A 22,164-nucleotide genomic window follows, 5' to 3' on the forward strand; every position below is an offset into this window, starting at 1 on the left:
CAACCGAGGAGGCCGTCGTGACCGATGCCCCGCTGGTCGAAGCGCCCGCCGGCACCGTCGCCGGCGAGGTGGTCCTGCGCCTCACCGACGTGGTGAAGACCTTCCCGGGCGTACGCGCCCTCGACGGCGTGCAGTTGGAGGTCCGCGCGGGGGAGGTGCACTGCCTGCTCGGGCAGAACGGCGCCGGCAAGTCCACCCTGATCAAGGTCCTCGCGGGGGTGCACCGCCCGGACTCGGGGACCGTCGAGTGGCGCGGCGAGCCGGTCACGTTCACCAACCCGCAGGCCGCCATGCGTGCCGGCATCGCCACCATCTACCAGGAACTGGACCTGGTCGAGGACCTGTCGGTGGCGGAGAACGCCTTCCTGGGCCACGAGCCGCGCCGCCTCGGCTTCGTCCGACGCGGTCAGATGGCCCGCCGGACCCGCCAGATCCTCGGCCGGCTCGGGCACGCCGAGATCCCGCCGAACCGGATGGTCCGGTCGCTGCCGGCCGCCGGCAAACAGGTCGTCAGCATGGCCCGCGCGCTGTCCCACGAGGCCCGACTGATCATCATGGACGAGCCGAGCGCCGTGCTCGCCCACGACGAGGTCGGCAACCTCTTCCGGATCATCCGCGAACTGACCGCGCAGGGCATCGCCGTCATCTACATCTCCCACCGGCTGGAGGAGATCCGCGAGATCGGCGACCGGGTCACCGTACTCAAGGACGGCCGGACCACCGCGGCGAACCTGCCGGCCCGCGACACCCCGACCCGCGACCTGGTCTCGAAGATGACCGGCCGGACCATCGAGTACGTCTTCCCGGACCGGCCCGCCGCGGCGCCGGCCGGCGACGACCTGCTCCGCGTCGACCGGCTGACCCGGGCGGGCGAGTTCGCCGACGTCTCGCTCGGCGTCCGGGCCGGCGAGATCGTCGGCATCGCCGGGCTGGTCGGCTCCGGCCGGTCCGAGCTGCTGGAGACCATCTACGGCGCCCGCCGGGCCGACGCCGGCACCGTGCGGGTCGCCGCCCGGGCGCTCCGCCCGGGCAGCGTCAGGTCCGCCGTACGCGCCGGCCTCGGCATGGCCCCCGAGGAGCGCAAGAGCCAGGCGCTGCTGCTGGGCGAGCCGATCTACCGCAACGTCACGCTCGCCACCTTCGGCCGGTACTCCCGGGCGGGTTTCACCGACGCCGCGCGGGAGCGGGCCGAGGCGGACCGGATCGCGGAGAGCCTCGACCTGCGGCCCCGCGACGTCCGGCGGCCGGTGCGGACGCTCTCCGGCGGCAACCAGCAGAAGGTCGTGGTCGGGCGGTGGCTGCTCGGCGACACGAAGCTGCTGCTGCTCGACGAGCCGACCCGGGGCGTGGACGTCGGCGCGCGGGCCGAGCTGTACCAGGTGATCCGTGCCCTGGCCGCCCGCGGCGTCGGGGTGCTGCTGGTGTCCAGTGAGGTGCCCGAGGTGCTCGGCCTCGCCGACCGCGTGCTGGTCATGCGGGAGGGCCGGGTCGTCCGCGAGGCGCCGGCCACCGAACTCGACGAGAACACCGTGCTCGACCTCGTCATGGCGGGGTCCCTGATGGAAGGCGCACCGGCATGAGCGATTCCACGCCCACCTCCACCGCCGCGCCGGAGCGCGGAACGGGGCTGCCGGCGCAGTCGCCGCCCGTGGACCCGGCGGAGACGGCCCTGGCGAGCGAGAAGACCGGCGGCCGGCTCTCCTGGTGGCACGGCGAGGGGGGCGAGGGCGCCCGACGCAACCTCGCCCTGGTGGGGGTTCTGGTCGTGCTGATCATCATCGGCGCGGCCACCCGCTCCGACCTCTACTCCGACCCGGACTGGGTCTGGGCCAACATGCTCAGCATCCTCAAGCTCGCGTCGGTGGTCGGCGTGGTCACGGTCGGCATGACGTTCGTGATCATCGGTGGCGGCATCGACCTCTCCGTCGGCGCGATCGTCGCGCTCGCCGGGGTCTGGTGCACCACGCTCGCCACGCAGAGCTACGGAGCCGGGGGCATGATCTTCAGCGCACTCACCGTCGGGCTCGCGGTGGGAGTGGTGAACGGCCTGCTCATCTCGTACGGGCGGCTGGTCCCGTTCATCGCGACCCTGGCGATGCTGGTCGCCGCCCGGGGCCTCGCCGCGGAGATCTCCGACAAACAGACCCAGGTGTCCGACAACACCTTCATCAACGGCATCGCCAGCACGAACCTGCTCGGGATCCCGCTGCTGGTCTACATCCTCGCCGCGGTGGTCGCCGCCGGCTGGGTGCTGCTCAACCGCACCACGTTCGGCCGGCGGACCGTCGCGGTCGGCGGCAACCCGGAAGCGGCCCGGCTGGCCGGCATCGACGTCAAGCGGCACACCCTGCTGCTGTACGCGCTGTCCGGCCTCTGCTGCGGCATCGCGGCCATCATGCTGACCGCCCAGGCCAACTCGGCGCAGGCGGCGATGGCCAACCTCTACGAGTTGGACGCGATCGCCGCCGCGATCATCGGCGGCACGCTGCTCAGCGGCGGGCGGGGCACCATCATCGGCTCCCTGCTCGGGGTGGTCATCTTCGCCACCATCACCAACCTCTTCGCCATCAACGGCCTCTCCACGGAGGCCCAGAACATGGTCAAGGGCGGCATCATCGTCGCGGCCGTCCTGGTCCAGCAGGTCCAGTTCCGCAGCCTCACCCAGTTCCTCAACCGGAACCGGCTCACCACCACCTGATCGACACACGCACCTGGGCCACCCGAACTCGACGACGGTGGCCGGACCTCGCACACCCCAAATTCCCTCCACCACCGCAAACCAGGAGGTCGTCATGACCCAGCACAGCCGCGACCTGTCGCGCCGCCGGCTGCTCTTCGGCGGGGCCGCTGTCGGCGCCGGCGTCCTGCTCGCCGGCTGCACCAGCAACGAGGCCCAGCCGACCGAGGCGCAGACCAAGGCGGCGGCACCCGGCGGCAACAACGAGCCGGGCAAGCGCGTCGTCATCGGCTTCTCCGCCCCCGCCGCCGACCACGGCTGGATCGCCGCCATCACCAACAACGCCAAGGCGCAGGCCGGCGCGTACTCCGACGTGGAGTTCAAGACGGTCGAGGCCGGCGCGGACGCGGCGGCCCAGCGGGCAGCGCTGTCCACGCTGATCTCGCAGAAGCCGGACGTGATCGTGCTGCTGCCGCACGACGGCAAGGAACTCAACGCGTTCGGCCTGGAGGCGATGCAGGCCGGCATCCCGGTGGTCAACCTGGACCGGGCGTTCCCGGACGCCAAGGCGTACCGGCTGCAGATCAAGGGCGACAACTACGGCATGGGCGTGGCCGCCGCCACGTACATCATCGCCCAGCTCAAGGCCAAGAACGTCACCGCCCCGGTGATCGGTGAGATCGCCGGCATGGACGAGCTGGAGCTGACCCAGGAGCGGTCGAAGGGCTTCGCGGACACGCTGGCCCAGGCCGGCTTCAAGGTCCAGAACCGCCGCGCGGCCCGGTTCACCGCCGACACGGGCCAGCAGGAGGCCGCCCAACTCCTCCAGGCCCTGCCGAAGATGGACGCCCTCTGGAACCACGACGACGACCAGGGCATCGGCGTACTGGCCGCGATCAAGCAGGCCAACCGCAGCGAGTTCTTCATGGTCGGCGGCGCCGGCTCGAAGAAGGCCATCGAGGACATCCAGGCCGACAACACCGTGCTGAAGGCCACCGTCACCTACAGCCCCTCGATGGCCTCCTCGGCCATCTCCCTGGCCCGTCTCATCGGGCAGGGCAAGGGCATGTCCGACCTGGTGGAGCTCCAGGTGCCCAAGGAGATCATCCTCGCCTCCGAGACGATCACGAAGGAGAACGCGAGCAACTACCTGAAGCTCGGGTTCTGACACACGGGGGGAGACCCACCTTGTCCACGACAGACAAGCAACTGCGGGTCGGCATGGTCGGCTACGCGTTCATGGGCGCCGCGCACTCACAGGCGTGGCGCACCGTGAACCGGGTGTACGACCTGCCGGCGCGGGCCCGGATGGCGCTGATCTGCGGCCGGGACACCGGGAAGGTGGCCGAGGCCGCCGACCGGCTCGGCTGGGAGGCGTACACCACGGACTGGCGCGACCTGGTCGCCCGGGACGACATCGACGTGGTCGACGTCTGCACGCCGGGCGACAGTCACGCCGAGATCGCCCTCGCCGCGCTGGCCGCCGGCAAGCACGTGCTGTGCGAGAAGCCGTTGGCCAACACGGTGTCCGAGGCCCGGGCGATGGCCGCCGCGGCGGCGACCGCCCAGGCCGCCGGGGTGCGGTCGATGTGCGGGTTCAACTACCGCCGGGTGCCCGCGGTCACGATGATGCGGCAGCTGGTCGCCGACGGACGGCTCGGGGTGATCCGGCACGTCCGGGCGACCTACCTGCAGGACTGGATCGTGGATCCGCAGTTCCCGCTGGTCTGGCGCCTGCAGAAGGACAAGGCGGGCTCCGGCGCGCTGGGCGACATCGGCGCGCACATCATCGACCTGACCCAGTACGTCACCGGCCAGCTCATCACCGGGGTCAGCGCCGTCACCGAGACGTTCGTCAAGGAACGGCCGCTGCCCGCCGGATCGAGCGGCCTGGCGGCCACGCTGGACGGTGACGGGCACCGCCCCGCCACCGGCCCGGTGACCGTCGACGACGCCGCCGTGTTCGTCGCGCGGCTGGACGGCGGCGCGCTGGCGACGTACGAGGCGAGCCGGTTCGCCACCGGCCGGAAGAACGCCCTCCGGGTGGAGATCAACGGGTCGCTCGGCTCGGTGGTCTTCGACCTGGAACGCCTCAACGAACTGGAGTTCTACGACGCGACGCGGCCCGCCGCCGAGCAGGGCTTCAGCCGGATCCTGGTGACCGAGGGCGAGCACCCGTACATGTCGGCCTGGTGGCCGCCGGGCCACATCATCGGGTACGAGCACTCCTTCACCCACCAGATGCGGGACTTCGTCGAGGCGGTGGCGACCGGCGTCGACCCGGCGCCCTCGTTCGCCGACGCGTTGCAGGTCCAACTGGTGCTGGACGCGGTGAGCCGGTCGGCCGAGCTCGGTTCCTCGTGGACCGACGTGGAGCCGGCACTGGCGACGGTCGCCGCCTGAGTCACCTCCGGGACCGACCGGCGAGGGCCGGCCGCGGTTGCGCCCCGCGGCCGGGTTCGGGTCGGGACCGGAGGATGTGTCACCGGGTCGACCGGCGGCACGAGCAGGTCGTCCGGTGCGGCCGGACCGGGATTCCCCGGCCGCACCGGAGGACCGCCACCCACGGCGACCGGGCCGGTCGCCACCACCCCGACACCACCCACCCCCTGGCGGCCCACCGCCCGACCGCCCACCACGGTCGGGCACGACCGCCTCCGATGAAGTCGTCCGCTCGGGCGCGCCGCCGTCCGACCGGCGGATGCGGGGGAGGCAGGGGCGAGACGCCGACCGTCCCTGCCTGCCAGCCCCGCCCGTCCGCACCCGCACCGGGCGCCGGTCCGGCGTCGTCGCCGCCGACTTCGGTGCCGGCCGGTGAGCTTCCCGGGGTGGACGGCGGGCGGGGCCCACCCGCACAAAGGGTATCTTTCGGAACGATCTTCTGATATCTATGTAGGTCTATGCAGGCCGGTTTCCCCGACCGGGAAGGAGTGCCATGCGTACGGGTGTCTGGCTGGTGGGGGCGCGCGGCTCGGTCGCGACCACCAGCATCGTCGGGGCGCTCGCCCTGCGGGCCGGCCTGACCGGGCCGACCGGGTGCGTCACCGAGCTTCCCGAGGTGCGCGGTCCCGCCCTGCCGTCCTTCACCGACCTGGTCCTCGGCGGGCACGACGTCGTCACCACCCCGCTCGCGAAGCGCGCCGAGGCCCTCGCCGCCGCCGGCGTGCTGCCGGGCCGCCTGGTCGCCGCGCTGACCGACGAGCTGGCCGCGGTCGAGCCGGAGCTGCGCCTCGCGCCCACCGGCGGGACGCAGGCCGAGCGCGCCGCCGCGATCGTCCGCGACCTCACCGACTTCCGGCAGCGGCACCGGCTGGCCCGGGTGGTGGTGGTCAACGTCTCGGCCACCGAACCGGCACCCCGCCCGCACCCGGCGCACGCCGACCCGGCCGCCCTGCGGGCCGCCCTCACCGGCCCCGACGAGGTGCTGCCCCCCAGCTCGCTGTACGCGTACGCGGCCGTGACGGCGGGCTGCCCGTACGTCGACTTCACCCCGTCCACCGGCCTGCGGCTGCCGGCCCTGACGGCGCTGGCCGACGAGCACCGCGTGCCGTACGCGGGCCACGACGGCAAGACCGGGGAGACGCTGCTGAAGTCGGTGCTCGCCCCGATGTTCGCCATGCGGCACCTCGAGGTCCGATCCTGGTCCGGGATCAACCTCCTCGGCGGCGGCGACGGCGCCACCCTCGCCGACCCGGACGCCAACGCCGCGAAGGTGCGCAGCAAGCAGCGGCTCCTCGGTGAGACGCTCGGTTACCTCCCGCAGGGCGGCACCCGGATCGAGTACGTCGAGGAACTGGGCGACTTCAAGACCGCCTGGGACCTGGTCACCTTCGCCGGCTTCCTCGGCACCGGCGGGCGGCTGCAGTTCACCTGGCACGGCTGCGACTCGGCGCTCGCCGCGCCCCTGGTGCTCGACCTGGCCCGGCTCACCGCCGCCGCGCACGCCGCCGGGCACACCGGCCCCCTGACCGACCTCGCCTTCTTCTTCAAGGACCCGCTCGGCACCACCACGCACGCCCTGGCCGACCAGTGGACCCGGCTGTGCGACCTCGCCCGCCGGCTGCACAAGGGAGGCACCGATGCCCCGCGTCGCTGACCTCGCCGAGCTGGTCCGCGCCCCGGCCGCGCTCTCGGTGCCCGGGGACGTCGTCGCCGGGGCCGCCGCGGCCCGCGCGCTCGGTCCGCGTACGCCGGCCCTCGCCGCCGCGTCGGTGCTGCTGTACTGGGCCGGCATGGCCGCCAACGACTGGGCCGACCGGCGGCTGGACGCCGTCGAGCGCCCCGAGCGGCCGATCCCCAGCGGCCGGGTCGACCCCGGTCTCGCGCTCGGGATCGCCACCGGCCTCACCGCCGCCGGGGTCGGGCTCGCCGTCGCCGCCGGGGGCCGGCGCGCCGCCGCCGTCGCGGTGCCGCTCGCCGCCACCGTCTGGGCGTACGACCTCGCGGCCAAGAACACCGCCGCCGGGCCGGCCGCGATGGCGGCGTGCCGGGGGCTGGACGTCCTGCTCGGCGCGACCGGCGGCCGGATGCGCACCGCCGTCCCCGCGGCGGTCACCGTCGCCGCCCACACCTGGACCGTCACCGCGCTCTCCCGCCGCGAGGTCAGTGGTGCCGACACCACGCTCCCACTGGGCACCCTCGCCGGCACCGCCCTGGTCGCCGCGAGCGCCGCGTACCGCCCCGCCGCCGGCCGGAGCGGCGTGGCCGCCGTGGCGGCGGCCCTGCCGGTGCTGCTCGCCGGCGGGTACGCCGCCCGCTACGGCACCGCCCAGGCCCGGGTGGTGGCCGAGCCGACCGCCGGCCGGGTCCGCGCGGCGGTCGGCGCCGGCATCACCGGCCTGCCCGCGTTGCAGGGCGCGTTGACCGCCCGCGCCGGCGCCGGCCTGCTGGGACTGGCGGTGGCGGCGGCCGCGCCGCTGGGCCGGCGCCTGGCCCGGAAGGTCTCCCCGACATGACCGCCGCCCGGCCGCCGGCTCCCGGTCATCCCACGGCGTCCGTGCCGGCGGGCGGCGGGCTGCGGTTCGGGTACGGCACCAACGGCTTCGCCAACCACCGCCTCGACGACGCGCTCGCGGTCATCGCGGACCTCGGGTACACCGGGGTGGCGCTGACGCTGGACCACGACCACCTGGACCCGTTCGCGCCCGCGCTGGCCCGGCGGGTCGAGGCGGTCGGCCGTCGCCTGGCGGCGCTCGGCCTCGCCGTGGTGGTCGAGACCGGCGCCCGGTACCTGCTCGACCCCTGGCACAAGCACGCCCCGACGCTGCTGCACGACGACCCGGCCCGCCGGATCGAGTTCCTGCGCCGGGCGGTGGCGGTCGGCGCGGACCTCGGCGCCGAGGCGGTCTCCTTCTGGGCGGGTGTCCGGCCGGCGGCCGTGCCGCCCGCCGTGGCCTGGGCCCGCCTGCTGGCCGGATGCGCCACGGTGGTCGAGGCGGCCGACGCGGCCGGCGTGACGCTGGGCTTCGAACCCGAGCCGGGGATGCTGGTCGAGGACATCGCGGGCTGGCGCCGGCTGCACGCGGCCCTGGGGGCGCCCGACCGGCTGGGCCTCACCCTCGACATCGGACACTGCCGCTGCCTGGAGCCGCTGCCGGTGCCCGACTGCGTCCGCGACGTCGCCGCCCACCTGGTCAACGTCCAGATCGACGACATGCGGCGGGGCGTGCACGAGCACCTGGAGTTCGGCACGGGCGAGATCGACTTCCCGCCGGTGCTGGCCGCGCTGCGCGAGGTCGGTTACCGGGGGCTGGTCGCGGTCGAGCTGCCCCGCCACTCGCACGCCGCGCCCACCGTCGCCGCCCGCTCGCTGGAGTTTCTCCGCGCGGCGGCCGGGCCGAACGGCGGGACGGTCGATCGTGCGGGGGGCGCCGCGCCCGCCGGTGCCCCGGCGACGGGACAGGACCACACCGGCGCCCTTTGCTCTGCTTCAACGGACGCACCGCCCGGCGTCCGCTATCCGGACACCGGCCGTTGCGTGGGGTGAAGCAGAGCAAAGGGGGCTCGCGGTGACCCTGGCGGCAGCAGAGGGAGGAGACGGCGATGACACCGGATCGACTGCGGGACGCGCTGCGGGGCGTACCCGATCCCGACTGGCTGGCGGCAGCGCTGCGCCGCGTCGCGGCCGAGCCGGCCGCGATCGCCCGGCTCTTCCCGGCCGCCGGCCGGCGCTGCGGCCGGGCCGAGCTGCCCGACCTGCCCGGCTGGACCGCCGACGAGGCGGCCCGCGCACTGCTGCTGGCCGCCCTGCCCGCCGACCACGCGGCGCACGCCGAGGCGCTCTACCGGACCGGGGACGCCGCCGAGAAACGCGCCGTGCTCAAGGCGCTGCCGCTACTGCCGGTCGGCGGGGCCGGGGTGCCGCTGCTGCACGACGCGATCCGCACCAACGACACCCGGCTGGTCGCGGCGGCCCTCGGCCGGTACGCCCGGCACCTCGACCCGGCGGCCTGGCGGCAGGCGGTGCTCAAGTGCGTGTTCACCGGCGTGCCGCTGGCCGTCGTGGCCGACCTCTACGCCCGCGCCGACGGTGAGCTGGCGGCGATGCTCGCCGCGCTCGCCGCCGAGCGGGCCGCCGCCGGCCGCACCATGCCCGCCGACGCCACCGACCTGCTCGACCGGCTCCGCGCCGGTGCCGACACCGGCCCCCACACCGGCCCCAAGGAGGCGTGATGCGCATCTTCGACCCGCACATCCACATGACGTCCCGCACCACCGACGACTACGAGCGGATGGCCGCCGCCGGCGTCCGCGCGGTGGTGGAGCCGGCGTTCTGGCTGGGCCAGCCGCGCACCGGTGTCGGCTCGTTCACCGACTACTTCGACTCGCTCATCGGGTGGGAGCCGTTCCGGGCCGGGCAGTTCGGGATCCGCCACCACGCCACGGTGGCGCTCAACCCCAAGGAGGCCAACGACCCGCGCTGCCGGCCGGTGCTCGACGTGCTGCCGCGCTACCTGGAGAAGGACGGCGTGGTGGCGGTCGGCGAGATCGGGTACGACTCGATGACGCCCGAGGAGGACGACGTCTTCGCCGCCCAGCTCGCCCTGGCCGTCGCGCACGACCTGCCGGCGCTGGTACACACCCCGCACCGGGACAAGGCGCGCGGCGTGGAACGCAGCCTCGCCGTGGTCGCCGAGTCGGGCGTCGAACCGGGCCGGGTCGTGCTCGACCACCTCAACGAGGTGACCGTCGAGCTGGTCCGGGACACCGGCTGCTGGCTCGGCTTCTCCATCTACCCGGACACGAAGATGTCACCGCCGCGCATGGTGGAGCTGCTCAAGGCGTACGGGACCGAGCGGGTGCTGGTCAACTCGGCCGCCGACTGGGGGCGCTCCGACCCGCTGCTCACCCGGGCCACCGGGGAGGCGATGCTGCTGGCCGGGTTCACCGACGACGACCTGGACCGGGTGCTCTGGCGCAACCCGGTCGAATTCTACGGACAGTCCGGACGGCTCGACCTGGGCGACGGGGACGTGCCGGACGCCACCTTCGCCGGCAACTCGATCCTGCGCGGCGGCAGCTGATGCGGCTCCGGCACGCCGGCGGGACCACCGTCCACCTCGGGTACTGCACGAACGTGCACCCCGCCGAGGACCTCGCCGGCATCCTCGCCCAACTCGACACGTACGCCGTGCCGGTCCGCGAGACGCTCGGCGCCGACCTGCTCGGGCTGGGACTGTGGCTCGCCGCCCCGGTCGCCGCCGAGCTGGCCGCCGACCCCGGCGCCCGCCGCCGGTTGCGCACCGGGCTGGCCGCGCGGGGCCTGGAGGTGGTCACCCTCAACGGCTTTCCGTACGCGGCGTTCCAGGCGCCCGTCGTCAAGGGCGCGGTGTACCACCCGGACTGGACCACGGCCGGGCGGCTCGCGTACACCCTGAACCTGGCCCGGGTGCTCGCGGACCTGCTGCCGGACGACGCCGCCCGCGGCTCGGTGTCGACGTTGCCGCTCGCCTGGCGGGAGCCGTGGGACGCGGCCCGCGCCGACGCCGCCCGCCGCCGGCTCGACGAGCTGGCGGCGGGACTCGCGGCCGTCGAGCGGGACACCGGTCGGCCGGTGCGGGTCGGCTTCGAACCGGAACCCGGTTGTCTGGTGGAGTCGACCGGGCAGGCCACGGCGGTACTGTCCGGTATGGACACCGGGCGGCTGGGGATCTGCCTCGACCTCGCCCACCTCGCCTGCGCCTGGGAGGATCCCGCCGCCGCCCTCGGCCGGCTGCGCGCGGCCGGCCTGCCGGTCGTCAAGGTGCAGGTCTCCGCCGCGCTGGAGGCCACCCACCCGGTCGCCGACGCGGACGCCCTGCGCCGCTGGGTGGAGCCGCGATTCCTGCACCAGACCCGTGCGGCCGGCTGCGCCGCCGCGACCGGTCCGCCCCGGTCCGCCCCCGGTGCGGACGGCGTCCCGGCCGGCGTCGACGGGACGGCCGATCCGGCGGACCCCGCCTGGGCGGCCGACGACCTGGACGTGGCCCTCGACGCGGCGCTGCCCGGCCCGTGGCGGGTGCACTACCACGTGCCGCTGCACGCCCCGCCCGAGCCGCCGCTGGCCTCGACACTGCCGGTGCTGCGCGCCGCACTGGCCGCGCTCTTCGCCGGCCCGGACGCCGGCTGCGACCACCTCGACGTCGAGACGTACACCTGGGGGGTGCTGCCGGCGGCGCGGCGACCGCGCACCGACGCGGAGCTGGCCGCCGGGATCGCCGCCGAGCTGGCCTTCGCCCGCGACGAACTGGTCGCGCTCGGCCTGACCGTCTCCGGCGCGGAGCGGAGCGAGGTGGCGGCATGAGCAGGCGGCTGGTCGTGCTGGACGTGGTGGGGCTGACCCCGCGGCTGCTGGCGCACATGCCCCGGCTGCGGGCGGTGGCGGACGAGGGCTTCCAGGCCGAGCTGGGGACGGTGCTGCCGGCGGTGACCTGCTCGGTGCAGTCGACCTTCCTCACCGGGGTGCCGCCGTCCGGGCACGGGATCGTCGGCAACGGGTGGTACTTCCGGGACCTCGGCGAGGTGCTGCTGTGGCGCCAGCACAACGCGCTGGTCGGCGGGGAGAAGCTGTGGCAGGCCGCCCGGCGGGTCGAGCCCGGGTGGACGGTGGCGAACGTGTGCTGGTGGTACGCGATGGGCGCGGACGTCGACTGGACGGTCACGCCCCGGCCGGTGTACCACGCCGACGGGCGCAAGGACCCGGACTGCTACACCGACCCGCCGGAGCTGCACGACGCGCTCACCGGCGCGCTCGGCACCTTCCCGCTGTTCACGTACTGGGGGCCGGGTGCCGGGCTGCCGTCGTCGCGGTGGATCTGCCGGGCCGCCGAGCGGATCCTCGCCGACCAGTCCCCGGACCTGACCCTGGTCTACGTCCCGCACCTGGACTACGACCTGCAACGCTTCGGGCCGTCCTCGCCGCGGGCCGCCGCGGCGGCGGCCGAGCTGGACGGCGTGCTCGCGCCGCTGCTGGACGCCGCCCGCGCCCGGGACGCCACCGTGGTGGTCCTCTCCGAGTACGGCATCACCGACGTGTCCCGGCCGGTCGACGTGAACCGGCTGCTGCGCCGCGAGGGGCTGCTGCGGGTGTACACGCAGGCGGGGATGGAGTACCTCGACCCGTGGACCTCGCGGGCCTTCGCGGTCGCCGACCACCAGGTCGCCCACGTGTACGTGCGCGACCCCGCCGACGTGCCGGCGGTGGCGAAGCTGTGCGCGGGGCTGACCGGGGTGGCCGAGGTGCTGAACGCCGACGGCAAGGCGGCGTACGGGCTGAACCACCCACGCTCCGGTGACCTCGTCCTGGTCGCCGAGCCGGACGCCTGGTTCACGTACTACTACTGGCTGGACGACGCCCGCGCGCCGGACTTCGCCCGGCTGGTCGAGATCCACCGCAAGCCCGGGTACGACCCGGCGGAGCTGTTCTTCGACCCGGCGGCCCCGGGCACGGCGAAGCGGCGGGCGGCGGTCGCGCTGGCCCGCAAGAAGCTGGGGATGCGGTACCTGATGAGCGTGGTCGGGCTGGACGCGGGCGCGCGGGCGGTCCGGGGCTCGCACGGGCGGCTGCCCGCCGACCCCGCCGACGGGCCGCTGCTGCTCTGCTCCGACCCGTCGGCGGCGCGGGAGCGGCTGGCCGCGACCGAGGTGAAGGCGCTGCTGCTGGAGCTGGCCGGGCTGGCCCCGGCCGGCCCGCCGGTCGCCGCGTCCCCGCCAGGTGACGACGGGCGGTCGGGGGAGGCGTCGTGACCGTCACCGTCGCGCCGACCGACGCGAGTGGGCTGCGGGCCCGGTTCGACGCCGAGCTGGCCGCGTTCCTCGACCGGCAGGGGCCCGACTGGCCGGACGGCGCTCCGCGCGGGGTGTTCACGGCGCTGCACCGGTTCGTGCTGGCCGGCGGCAAGCGGCTGCGCCCGCTCTTCTGCTACTGGGGCTGGCGGAGCGCGGGCGGGCCGGACGGTACGCCGATCGTGGTCGCCGCCGCCGCGCTGGAGCTGTTCCACGCGTTCGCGCTGATCCACGACGACATCCTCGACGGCAGCGACCGCCGCCGGGGCGAGCCGTCGGTGCACCGGATCTTCGCCGACCTGCACGCCCGCTCGTCCTGGCGGGGCGACCCCGAGGCGTACGGGCGCAACACCGCCCTGCTCTGCGGTGACCTCTGCGCCGCGTGGTCGGACCAGATGTTCCACGAGTGCGGCCTGAGCACCGACGCGGTGCACCGGGGGTACGCGGTCTTCGCGCTGATGCGTACCGAGGTGATCGCGGGGGAGTACCTGGACCTGGTGTCCGGGGTGGGTGACGGCTCGGTCGCCAGCGCGCTGACGGTGATCCGGATGAAGGCGGCCCGCTACACGGTCACCCGGCCGTTGCAGATCGGCGCGACGCTGGCCGGCGCGGGGCCAGAGCTGGTGGCCGCGCTGGCCGACTTCGGTGACCCGCTCGGTGACGCGTTCCAGCTCCGCGACGACGTGCTCGGCGTCTTCGGCGACCCGGCGGTCACCGGCAAGTCCGTCCTGGACGACCTGCGCGAGGGCAAGCCGACGGTGATGATGGCGCTGGCCCGGGACGCCGCCGATCGGGCGCAGACGGCGCGGCTGCGGGAGCTGTTCGGCAACCCGGAGCTGGACGCGGACGGCGCCGCCGAGCTGCGGAAGATCATCGAGAGCACCGGCGCCCGCGAGAAGATCGAGCAGATGATCCGGGTCCGCGCCGACGCCGCCCTGGCCGCGCTGGAACGGGCCCCGGTGACCCCGCAGAGCCGGGCGGCACTCGCCGCCCTGGCCGGCCAGGCGATCGACCGCCACCGCTGACCCGCTCCGCCCGCCGTCGACCCGGGCAACTTTCGACAGATCCAGCGAAAGTCCATGCTGGATCGTCAGAAGGTATGGACACATCGACCTATGCCATTTAGGGTCTTCGCCAACACCGGATTGTTTCGTCGAGGTGAACCGGCGGCGCGGGAACCCATCGACTGAACCGACGGCATCCCGCTACGGCATCCGGCGCGACGGCGCGCGCCCCGCCCTGGCAGTCACTCGTCAGGAAGGGACAGCACAGCGATGTCCACGAGGCACACTCCCCACCACCGTCCCTGGTTCGCCGGTGGCGCGGCCCTGCTCCTGGTCGCCGCCGCCGGTACCGTCGCCCTCGGCGCCGGCCCGGCCGCCCTGGGCGGCCCCACCCCGGCCCAGGCCCACCCCATCGTCGCCACCGACTTCCAGCAGGTCACCCTCGCCAAGGGCGTCGCCGAGGTCGGCGAGCCGATGACCATCGCGGTGCTGCCGGACCGCTCGGTCCTGCACACCGCCCGCAACGGCACCGTCCGCCGCACCGACGCGGCCGGCACCACGTCGGTGATCGGCACCGTCGCCGTCTACACCCACGACGAGGAGGGGTTGCAGGGGGTCGGGGTCGACCCGAACTTCGCCAGCAACCGGCACATCTACCTGTACTACGCGCCCCCGCTGTCCACCCCGACCGGGGACGCCCCCGCGACCGGCAGCGACTTCTCCGCCTGGCAGGGCGTCAACCGGCTCTCCCGGTTCACCCTCAACGCCGACTTCACCATCAACACCGGCAGCAAGGTCGACGTCCTCGACGTCCCCGCCGACCGGGGCATCTGCTGCCACGTCGGCGGTGACATCGACTTCGACGCGGCCGGCAACCTCTACCTGTCCACCGGCGACGACACGAACCCGTTCGACTCCTCCGGGTACGCCCCGATCGACGAGCGCACCAACCGCAACCCCGCGTACGACGCGCAGCGCACCTCGGCCAACACCAACGACCTGCGCGGCAAGATCCTGCGGATCAAGGTGAACGCGAACGGGACGTACTCCATCCCGGCCGGCAACATGTTCGTCGACTCGGATCCGAAGACCCGCCCCGAGATCTACGCGATGGGCTTCCGCAACCCGTTCCGGATGAGCGTCGACAAGGCCACCGGCATCGTCTACGTCGGTGACTACGGGCCGGACGCCGGCACCACCACCACCCGCGGCCCGAGCGGTCAGGTCGAGTTCAACCGGGTCACCGGCCCGGGTTTCTACGGCTGGCCGTACTGCACCGGCACCAACACCGCCAACGAGACGTACGCCGAATGGAACTTCGCCACCGGCACCGCCGGCGCGAAGTACAACTGCACCGGCGGGGCGACCAACAACTCGTTCCGCAACACCGGCCTGACCACCCTGCCCGGCGCCAAGGCGTCGTGGATCCGGTACGCGGGCGACGCCGGCAGCCCGCCGGAGTTCGGCGGCGGCTCGGAGTCGCCGATGGGCGGCCCGGTCTACCGCTACAACGCCTCGTCGACCTCCACCACCAAGTGGCCGCAGAGCTTCGACGGGCAGTTCTTCGCCGGCGAGTTCGGCCGGGGCTGGGTGAAGCCGATCCACGTGAACGCCGACGGCTCGGTCGGCACCATCGACACGTTCCCGTGGAACGGCAAACAGGTCATGGACATGGCGTTCGGGCCGGACGGCGCGCTCTACGTCCTGGACTACGGCACCGGCTACTTCAACGGTGACGCCAACTCGGCCCTCTACCGGTACGACTACATCGGCGGCGGCAACCGGGCCCCGACGGCGGTGGCGTCGGCGGACAAGACGTCCGGGGCGGCCCCGTTGACCGTGAACTTCTCCTCGGCCGGGTCGTCGGACCCGGAGGGCGGGGCGCTGACCTACTCGTGGGCCTTCGGCGACGGCACCACCTCCACCGCTGCCAACCCGACGAAGACGTACACCGCGAACGGCACCTACACCGCCACGCTGACCGTCCGCGATCCGCAGGGCGCCACCGGCACCGCGAGCGTGCAGATCGGCGTCGGCAACACCGCGCCGACAGTGGTCATCAACGCCCCGGCCAACGGATCGCTCTTCTCCTTCGGTGACACCGTGCCGTTCAGCATCACCGTCACCGATCCCGAGGACGGGACGATCGACTGCACCAAGGTCAAGATGACCTACGTGCTGGGCCACGACCAGCACGGCCACCAGATCACCTCCAAGACCGGCTGCACCGGCTCGATCGCCATCCCGGTCGACGGTGAACACGACGACGCGGCGAACATCTTCGCGATCTTCGACGCCGAGTACACCGACGCGGGCGGCCTCACCACCCACACCCAGCACACCCTCCAGCCGCGCAAGCGGCAGGCGGAGCACTTCAAGACCTCGTCCGGCATCGCGACCTTCGACAAGGCCACCGCCGAGGGCGGCAAGACCGTCGGCAACATCAACAACGGCGACTGGATCGCGTTCGAGCCGTACCGGATCAACAACGTGACGTCGTTCAGCGCCCGCGTCTCCTCGGCCGGCGCCGGCGGCACCCTCCAGGTCCGCGCCGGCTCGGCCTCCGGCACCGTGCTCGGCTCGGCCACCGTCCCGGTCACCGGCGCCTGGGACACGTTCACCACGGTCAACGGGACGATCAGCAACCCGCCGGCCGGTACCACCACCCTCTACCTGACCTTCGCCGGCTCCGGCACGGGCGCGCTCTACGACGTCGACTCGTTCACCTTCACCACCGGTGGCGGTAGCGGGGTCGGCCCGATCGTCGGCCTGGCCGGCAAGTGCCTGGACGTCCGGAACGCGGCCACCGCCGACGGTACGCAGATCCAGATCTACACCTGCAACGGCACGGCGGCGCAGACGTGGACGGTGTCGCCGAACTCGACGGTCAAGGCGTTGGGCAAGTGCCTGGACGTCTCCGGTGGCGGGTCGGCCGACGGCACCAAGATCCAGCTCTGGACGTGCAACGGCACCGGCGCGCAGAACTGGTCCGCCCAGGCCGACGGCACCCTGCGCAACCCGCAGTCCGGCAAGTGCCTGGACGTCTCCGGCAACAACTCGGCCGACGGCACGGCGGTGCACCTGTGGACCTGCCACACCGGCGCCAACCAGAAGTGGACCCTGCCCTGAGTTGAAAGGAAGGGCCCCTTGTTAACGCCTAGTGTTGTACAAGGGGCCCCTCCTAACACCCGTTTGGGAGAGCGACATGCGCAGACTCCTCCGACCCGTCCTCGGCGTGGCCACCGCCGTCCTCGCCGTCCTCGCCTGCACCTCCCAGGCCGGCCCGGTCAGCGCCGCCGACGCCGCGTACGACGTGCTGGTCTTCTCCAAGACGGCCGGCTTCCGGCACGACTCCATCGCCGTCGGCACCCAGGCCATCCGCGATCTGGGGGCGGCGAACAACTTCACCGTCACCGCCACCGAGGACGCCGCCGCCTTCACCACCGGCAACCTCGCCCAGTACGAGGCGGTGGTCTTCCTCAACACCACCGGTGACGTGCTCAACGCCAGCCAGCAGAGCGCCTTCGAGGCGTACATCGGCGCCGGCGGCGGGTACGTCGGCGTCCACGCCGCCGCCGACACCGAGTACGGCTGGTCCTTCTACGGCAACCTCGTCGGGGCGTACTTCGCGTCGCACCCGGCCATCCAGCAGGCCAACGTCAAGGCCGAGAACCGTGCCCACGCGGCCACGGCCCACCTGCCGCAGACCTGGACGCGCACCGACGAGTGGTACAACTACCAGACCAACGCCCGCTCCACGGCTCGCGTCCTGGCCACGCTCGACGAGTCGTCGTACTCGGGCGGCTCGATGGGCGCCGACCACCCGCACTCGTGGTGCAAGACCTACAGCGGCGGCCGGGCCTTCTACACCGGCGGCGGGCACACGCAGGCCTCGTACGCCGAGCCAGCCTTCCGCGCCCACCTGCTCGGCGGCATCCGGTACGCGGCCGGCCGCACCAAGGCCGACTGCCGTCCGGAGACCGGCTACACCACCCTCTACAACGGTTCGACCACCGGTTGGTCGCAGGCCGGGCCGGGCAGCTTCAGCAACGCCGACGCCACGCTCACCTCGGTGGGCGGCATGGGTCTCTACTGGTACAGCGCGAAGCAGTTCACCAACTACGCGCTGAAGCTCGACTGGCGGCTCGCCGGTGACGACAACTCCGGCGTCTTCATCGGCTTCCCGCCGTCGAGCGATCCGTGGTCGGCGGTGAACAACGGCTACGAGGTCCAGATCGACGCGACCGACGCGGCGGACCGCACCACGGGTGCCGTCTACACCTTCAAGTCCGCCGACATCGCCGCCCGGGACGCCGCACTGAACCCGCCGGGGGAGTGGAACACCTACGAACTGCTGGTGGAGGGCGAGCGCCTCCAGGTCTTCCTGAACGGCGTGAAGATCAACGACTTCACCAACACCGACCCGGCCCGGTCGCTCGCCGGCCACATCGGGCTGCAGAACCACGGTACGGGCGACGACGCCTCGTTCCGCAACATCCGGATCAAGGAGTTGGGCTCCACCCCGCCGGGCGGGAACACCACGATCCAGGCGGAGGCGTACAGTTCGGCCAGCGGGGTCACCCCGTTCACCAAGGCCGGCGCCAACGGTGGCCAGACCCTCGGCTACATCGACCCGGGCGACTGGGCCGCGTACAACGGGGTGGACCTGACCGGCGTCACGTCGTTCCGGGCCCGGGTGGTCTCCGGCGGACCGGGCGGCACGCTCCAGGTGCGCACCGGTTCGACCACCGGCACCGTGCTCGGTTCGGTCGCGGTGCCGAACACCGGCAGTTGGACCACCTTCGCCGACGTCACGACCACCCTGTCCGGCGTACCGTCCGGAACGCGGAATCTCTACCTGACCTTCACCGGGTCGGGCACGGGGCTCTACGACGTGGACGACTTCACCCTGGTGAAGGGGGGTGGCGGCACCCCCGGCACCGGCCCGATCAAGGGGCTGGCCGGCAAGTGCCTGGACGTGCGCAACAGCGCCACCGCCGACGGTACGCAGATCCAGATCTGGACCTGCAACGGCAGCGCCGCCCAGACCTGGACGGTGTCGCCGAACTCGACGGTCAAGGCGTTGGGCAAGTGCCTGGACGTCTCCGGTGGCGGGTCGGCCGACGGCACCAAGATCCAGCTCTGGACGTGCAACGGCACCGGCGCGCAGAACTGGTCCGCCCAGGCCGACGGCACCCTGCGCAACCCGCAGTCCGGCAAGTGCCTGGACGTCTCCGGCAACAACTCGGCCGACGGCACGGCGGTGCACCTGTGGACCTGCCACACCGGCGCCAACCAGAAGTGGACCCTGCCCTGAGTTGAAAGGAAGGGCCCCTTGTTAACGCCTAGTGTTGTACAAGGGGCCCCTCCTAACACCCGCGTCGACGCACGGGCCCGCTGCTCCGGCAGGGGGCCCGTGGCGTGTCCTGCGTCACCTGTCGAACACGCCCGATGACCCTGCGCTACATCGGTGCATGGACATGCGCTGTCTGCTCCGGTCGGCTGGAGCGGCGGCTATCGATCCGCCTCCACTACTTGCCTGCCGCGACAACGACGGACCCGGTGACGTCCCGTCACCGGAGTCGTCACTCCGCTGTCGATCGTCCTTGAAGGACGCCACTGTCCGTTGATAGCTTCCTCTCGCTCCGCAGCCGCCGAAGAATCTTCGGCACTTCTCGGATGAAAGTTTGCTTTCTTCGAGTGTTCATCATCGGCTGGCATTGAGAGGAATGGTGAGGATGGCCCAGGTCAACCGGCGCGAGGTGCTACGCGTCGCCGCCGCGGCGGCGGTCTCCGCGGGATCCATCATGGGCGTCACCCGGGTCGCCGACGCGACCGAACGACCGGCGCCGGCGCGTCCCACGCCGGACGGCACGGGCGCGGTCACCGAGGCCTACCGGGGGCGGCGCATCAGCATCGGTGCGCCCGCTCACGCCGGGCACCGGCACGGCACCGCACACGGCCTGCCCGCGCCCGCCGTCCGGATCGACGACGTGGACCTGCACGTGATGGCGAATGCCGATGGCAGCTACGTCAGCGCGGTCCACCACTACCGGTCGTTCGAGGACCTGCGAACCCTGGCCCGCGCCGCGGTCGACGACCTCGACGGCGCCCGGCTGATCCCGCTGCACGGCTGACCGACCCCGAGAGGCATCCGCATGGGCATCCGCAAGAACCAGCGTGACCTGACCCCGACCGAGCGGCGCGCGTTCGTCGACGCCGTGCTCGTACTCAAGCGCAGCGGCGTCTACGACCAGTTCGTCCGTACCCACAACGACTTCATCCTCGGCGACACGGACACCGGTAACCGGGTCGGCCACCGCTCGCCGTCGTTCCTGCCCTGGCACCGGCAGTTCCTGCTGGAGTTCGAGCGTGCCCTGCAGGCGGTGGACCCGAGCGTGGACCTGCCGTACTGGGACTGGACCACCGACCGGTCCACCACCGCGTCGCTCTGGTCGCCGGACTTCCTCGGCGGCAACGGGCGCAGCGGCGACGGCCAGGTCACCACCGGGCCGTTCGCGTACGGCGCCGGCAACTGGACGCTGACCGTGCGGGTGGACAGCCGCAGCTACCTGCGCCGGCAGTTCGGCGCCGGCGGGCAGAGCCTGCCCACCGCCAGCCAGGTCGCCACCGTCCTCGCCCAGACCGGGTACGACGTCGCGCCCTGGAACAGCACGTCCGCGTCCGGCTTCCGCAACTTCGTGGAGGGCTGGCGCGGTCCCAACCTGCACAACCGGGTCCACGTGTGGGTCGGCGGCACCATGGCGACCGGCGTCTCCCCGAACGATCCGGTCTTCTGGCTGCACCACTGCCACGTCGACAAGCTCTGGTCGGACTGGCAGCGGGCCCGCCCCTCCGCCGCCTACCTGCCCACCGGTGGCACGCCGAACGTGGTGGACCTGCGCGACGTGATGACGCCCTGGAACACGGTGAGCCCGGCCGACCTGCTGTCGCACGACGCCTGGTACACGTACGCCTGAGGGCCCTTTTGCGCCGCGCCCATCGCGCCTAGAGTGAGGGCGGCGACCGCGAGGTGGCCGGTGAGCCGACGGGAGGCGCAACCCGTCGGCCCCAGGCGCGACCGCGCCCACCGGTGCACCGTCGGGGCCGCCCGCACCCGGCACTCCCTCGCCCCGGTCACGCACGAACGGAATCCCCATCACGACAGGGGAAACAGGACCATGGCGCGACCCATCACGCTCTTCACCGGTCAGTGGGCCGATCTGCCGTTCGACGAGGTCTGCCGGCTCGCCTCCGAGTGGGGCTACGACGGCCTGGAGATCGCCTGCTGGGGCGACCACTTCGAGGTCGACAAGGCGCTCGCCGACGAGTCGTACGTCGACCGGAAGAAGGAGACCCTCGCCAAGCACAACCTCCAGGTCTTCGCGATCTCCAACCACCTCGTCGGCCAGGCGGTGTGCGACCACCCGATCGACGAGCGGCACCAGGGGATCCTGCCGGCGCGGATCTGGGGCGACGGTGAACCCGAGGGCGTACGCCAGCGGGCCGCGCAGGAGATCAAGGACACCGCGCGCGCGGCGGCGAAGCTCGGCGTGAAGACCGTCGTCGGTTTCACCGGCTCGTCGATCTGGCACACCCTCGCCATGTTCCCGCCGGTGCCGCCGGCGATGCTGGAGCGCGGCTACCAGGACTTCGCCGACCGGTGGAATCCCATCCTCGACGTCTTCGACGAGGTCGGCGTGCGCTTCGCCCACGAGGTGCACCCGAGCGAGATCGCGTACGACTACTGGACGACGAAGCGGAGCCTCGAAGCGATCGGGCACCGGCCCGCGTTCGGGCTCAACTGGGACCCGTCGCACTTCGTCTGGCAGGAACTCGACCCGGTGAACTTCATCTTCGACTTCGCCGACCGGATCTACCACGTCGACTGCAAGGACGCGAAGGTGCGTACCGGCGACGGCCGGCGCGGTCGCCTCGCCTCCCACCTGCCCTGGGCGGACATGCGCCGCGGTTGGGACTTCGTCTCCACCGGGCACGGCGACGTGCCGTGGGAGGACTGCTTCCGCGCGTTGAACGCGATCGGGTACGACGGTCCGATCTCGATCGAGTGGGAGGACGCCGGCATGGACCGCCTGGTCGGCGCCCCCGAGGCGTTGCAGTTCGTCCGTCGGCTCGCCTTCGACGCCCCGGCGGCCGCCTTCGACGCCGCCTTCACCAGCAAGGACTGACGCCGACCCAACCCGGCCGGCCTTGTCCCAC

Annotated in this window: 17 protein-coding genes; all 17 read left to right on the forward strand. The window is 73.0% G+C overall.

Translation table 11 applies throughout. The features are described from left to right. Window positions 1–17 precede the first annotated feature (17 nt). The 17 genes from GKC29_RS11335 (at window position 18) to GKC29_RS11415 (ending at window position 22,133) form a co-directional block, all read left to right on the forward strand. On the forward strand, window positions 18–1,580 hold the full coding sequence (locus tag GKC29_RS11335; protein WP_155330783.1) for a sugar ABC transporter ATP-binding protein: 1,563 nt from the start codon (window positions 18–20) through the stop codon (window positions 1,578–1,580). Next, a complete protein-coding gene (locus GKC29_RS11340; protein WP_155330784.1) occupies window positions 1,577–2,698 on the forward strand; it encodes an ABC transporter permease in 1,122 nt (373 codons plus the stop codon). Before GKC29_RS11335 ends, GKC29_RS11340 begins: the two co-directional genes overlap by 4 nt. A 94-nt stretch (window positions 2,699–2,792) precedes the next feature. Then, window positions 2,793–3,845 (forward strand): substrate-binding domain-containing protein, encoded by a 1,053-nt coding sequence (locus tag GKC29_RS11345; RefSeq protein WP_155330785.1) that lies wholly within the window; start codon window positions 2,793–2,795, stop codon window positions 3,843–3,845. 53 nt (window positions 3,846–3,898) lie between these two features. Beyond that, window positions 3,899–5,080, forward strand: a complete 1,182-nt coding sequence (locus GKC29_RS11350) for a Gfo/Idh/MocA family protein (RefSeq protein WP_370463356.1) — start codon at window positions 3,899–3,901, stop codon at window positions 5,078–5,080. A 532-nt stretch (window positions 5,081–5,612) separates the two neighbouring features. Then, a complete protein-coding gene (locus tag GKC29_RS11355; protein WP_155330787.1) occupies window positions 5,613–6,773 on the forward strand; it encodes an inositol-3-phosphate synthase in 1,161 nt (386 codons plus the stop codon). Next, window positions 6,757–7,632, forward strand: coding sequence for an SCO3242 family prenyltransferase (locus GKC29_RS11360; protein WP_155330788.1), 876 nt, complete (start codon window positions 6,757–6,759; stop codon window positions 7,630–7,632). The genes GKC29_RS11355 and GKC29_RS11360 overlap by 17 nt, the downstream gene beginning before the upstream one ends. Further along, entirely contained in the window at window positions 7,629–8,663 is a 1,035-nt protein-coding gene (locus GKC29_RS11365; protein ID WP_155330789.1) for a sugar phosphate isomerase/epimerase, read from the forward strand. The genes GKC29_RS11360 and GKC29_RS11365 overlap by 4 nt, the downstream gene beginning before the upstream one ends. Before the next feature lie 56 nt (window positions 8,664–8,719). After that, window positions 8,720–9,349, forward strand: a complete 630-nt coding sequence (locus GKC29_RS11370) for an EboA domain-containing protein (RefSeq protein ID WP_155330790.1) — start codon at window positions 8,720–8,722, stop codon at window positions 9,347–9,349. After that, the gene (locus GKC29_RS11375; protein WP_155330791.1) at window positions 9,349–10,200 is read left to right on the forward strand and encodes a TatD family hydrolase; all 852 of its coding nucleotides are present in this window, start codon (window positions 9,349–9,351) and stop codon (window positions 10,198–10,200) included. Before GKC29_RS11370 ends, GKC29_RS11375 begins: the two co-directional genes overlap by 1 nt. Beyond that, on the forward strand, window positions 10,200–11,459 hold the full coding sequence (eboE, locus tag GKC29_RS11380) for a metabolite traffic protein EboE (RefSeq protein ID WP_155330792.1): 1,260 nt from the start codon (window positions 10,200–10,202) through the stop codon (window positions 11,457–11,459). The genes GKC29_RS11375 and eboE overlap by 1 nt, the downstream gene beginning before the upstream one ends. Continuing rightward, window positions 11,456–12,901 (forward strand): alkaline phosphatase family protein, encoded by a 1,446-nt coding sequence (locus tag GKC29_RS11385; RefSeq protein WP_155330793.1) that lies wholly within the window; start codon window positions 11,456–11,458, stop codon window positions 12,899–12,901. Before eboE ends, GKC29_RS11385 begins: the two co-directional genes overlap by 4 nt. Then, window positions 12,898–13,965 carry a polyprenyl synthetase family protein gene (locus GKC29_RS11390; protein ID WP_155330794.1) on the forward strand — a complete coding sequence of 356 codons (1,068 nt, stop codon included), beginning with the start codon at window positions 12,898–12,900 and terminating at the stop codon, window positions 13,963–13,965. Before GKC29_RS11385 ends, GKC29_RS11390 begins: the two co-directional genes overlap by 4 nt. A gap of 249 nt (window positions 13,966–14,214) precedes the next feature. Then, window positions 14,215–17,073: an RICIN domain-containing protein gene (locus GKC29_RS11395; RefSeq protein ID WP_155330795.1), complete on the forward strand. Its 2,859-nt coding sequence runs from the start codon at window positions 14,215–14,217 to the stop codon at window positions 17,071–17,073. Window positions 17,074–17,149: 76 nt separating this feature from the next. Further along, window positions 17,150–19,261, forward strand: a complete 2,112-nt coding sequence (locus tag GKC29_RS11400; protein WP_155330796.1) for a ThuA domain-containing protein — start codon at window positions 17,150–17,152, stop codon at window positions 19,259–19,261. 421 nt (window positions 19,262–19,682) lie between these two features. Further along, the gene (locus tag GKC29_RS11405) at window positions 19,683–20,081 is read left to right on the forward strand and encodes a tyrosinase family oxidase copper chaperone (protein WP_196255854.1); all 399 of its coding nucleotides are present in this window, start codon (window positions 19,683–19,685) and stop codon (window positions 20,079–20,081) included. A 21-nt stretch (window positions 20,082–20,102) separates the two neighbouring features. Then, complete coding sequence (locus tag GKC29_RS11410) at window positions 20,103–20,924, forward strand: tyrosinase family protein (protein ID WP_155330798.1); 822 nt, start codon at window positions 20,103–20,105, stop codon at window positions 20,922–20,924. A gap of 201 nt (window positions 20,925–21,125) precedes the next feature. Further along, on the forward strand, window positions 21,126–22,133 hold the full coding sequence (locus GKC29_RS11415) for a sugar phosphate isomerase/epimerase (RefSeq protein ID WP_155330799.1): 1,008 nt from the start codon (window positions 21,126–21,128) through the stop codon (window positions 22,131–22,133). The last annotated feature ends 31 nt before the right edge of the window (window positions 22,134–22,164 follow it).

It is taken from the genome of Micromonospora sp. WMMC415, from assembly GCF_009707425.1.
Lineage (GTDB): Bacteria > Actinomycetota > Actinomycetes > Mycobacteriales > Micromonosporaceae > Micromonospora.

Coding starts and splice junctions, on each gene's coding strand:
- GKC29_RS11340 (WP_155330784.1), top strand. CDS start 1,577: ATGAGCGATTCCACGCCCACCTCCACCGCCGCGCCGGAGCGCGGAACG.
- GKC29_RS11345 (WP_155330785.1), top strand. CDS start 2,793: ATGACCCAGCACAGCCGCGACCTGTCGCGCCGCCGGCTGCTCTTCGGC.
- GKC29_RS11350 (WP_370463356.1), top strand. CDS start 3,899: ATGGTCGGCTACGCGTTCATGGGCGCCGCGCACTCACAGGCGTGGCGC.
- GKC29_RS11355 (WP_155330787.1), top strand. CDS start 5,613: ATGCGTACGGGTGTCTGGCTGGTGGGGGCGCGCGGCTCGGTCGCGACC.
- GKC29_RS11360 (WP_155330788.1), top strand. CDS start 6,757: ATGCCCCGCGTCGCTGACCTCGCCGAGCTGGTCCGCGCCCCGGCCGCG.
- GKC29_RS11365 (WP_155330789.1), top strand. CDS start 7,629: ATGACCGCCGCCCGGCCGCCGGCTCCCGGTCATCCCACGGCGTCCGTG.
- GKC29_RS11370 (WP_155330790.1), top strand. CDS start 8,720: ATGACACCGGATCGACTGCGGGACGCGCTGCGGGGCGTACCCGATCCC.
- GKC29_RS11375 (WP_155330791.1), top strand. CDS start 9,349: ATGCGCATCTTCGACCCGCACATCCACATGACGTCCCGCACCACCGAC.
- eboE (WP_155330792.1), top strand. CDS start 10,200: ATGCGGCTCCGGCACGCCGGCGGGACCACCGTCCACCTCGGGTACTGC.
- GKC29_RS11385 (WP_155330793.1), top strand. CDS start 11,456: ATGAGCAGGCGGCTGGTCGTGCTGGACGTGGTGGGGCTGACCCCGCGG.
- GKC29_RS11395 (WP_155330795.1), top strand. CDS start 14,215: ATGTCCACGAGGCACACTCCCCACCACCGTCCCTGGTTCGCCGGTGGC.
- GKC29_RS11400 (WP_155330796.1), top strand. CDS start 17,150: ATGCGCAGACTCCTCCGACCCGTCCTCGGCGTGGCCACCGCCGTCCTC.
- GKC29_RS11405 (WP_196255854.1), top strand. CDS start 19,683: ATGGCCCAGGTCAACCGGCGCGAGGTGCTACGCGTCGCCGCCGCGGCG.
- GKC29_RS11410 (WP_155330798.1), top strand. CDS start 20,103: ATGGGCATCCGCAAGAACCAGCGTGACCTGACCCCGACCGAGCGGCGC.
- GKC29_RS11415 (WP_155330799.1), top strand. CDS start 21,126: ATGGCGCGACCCATCACGCTCTTCACCGGTCAGTGGGCCGATCTGCCG.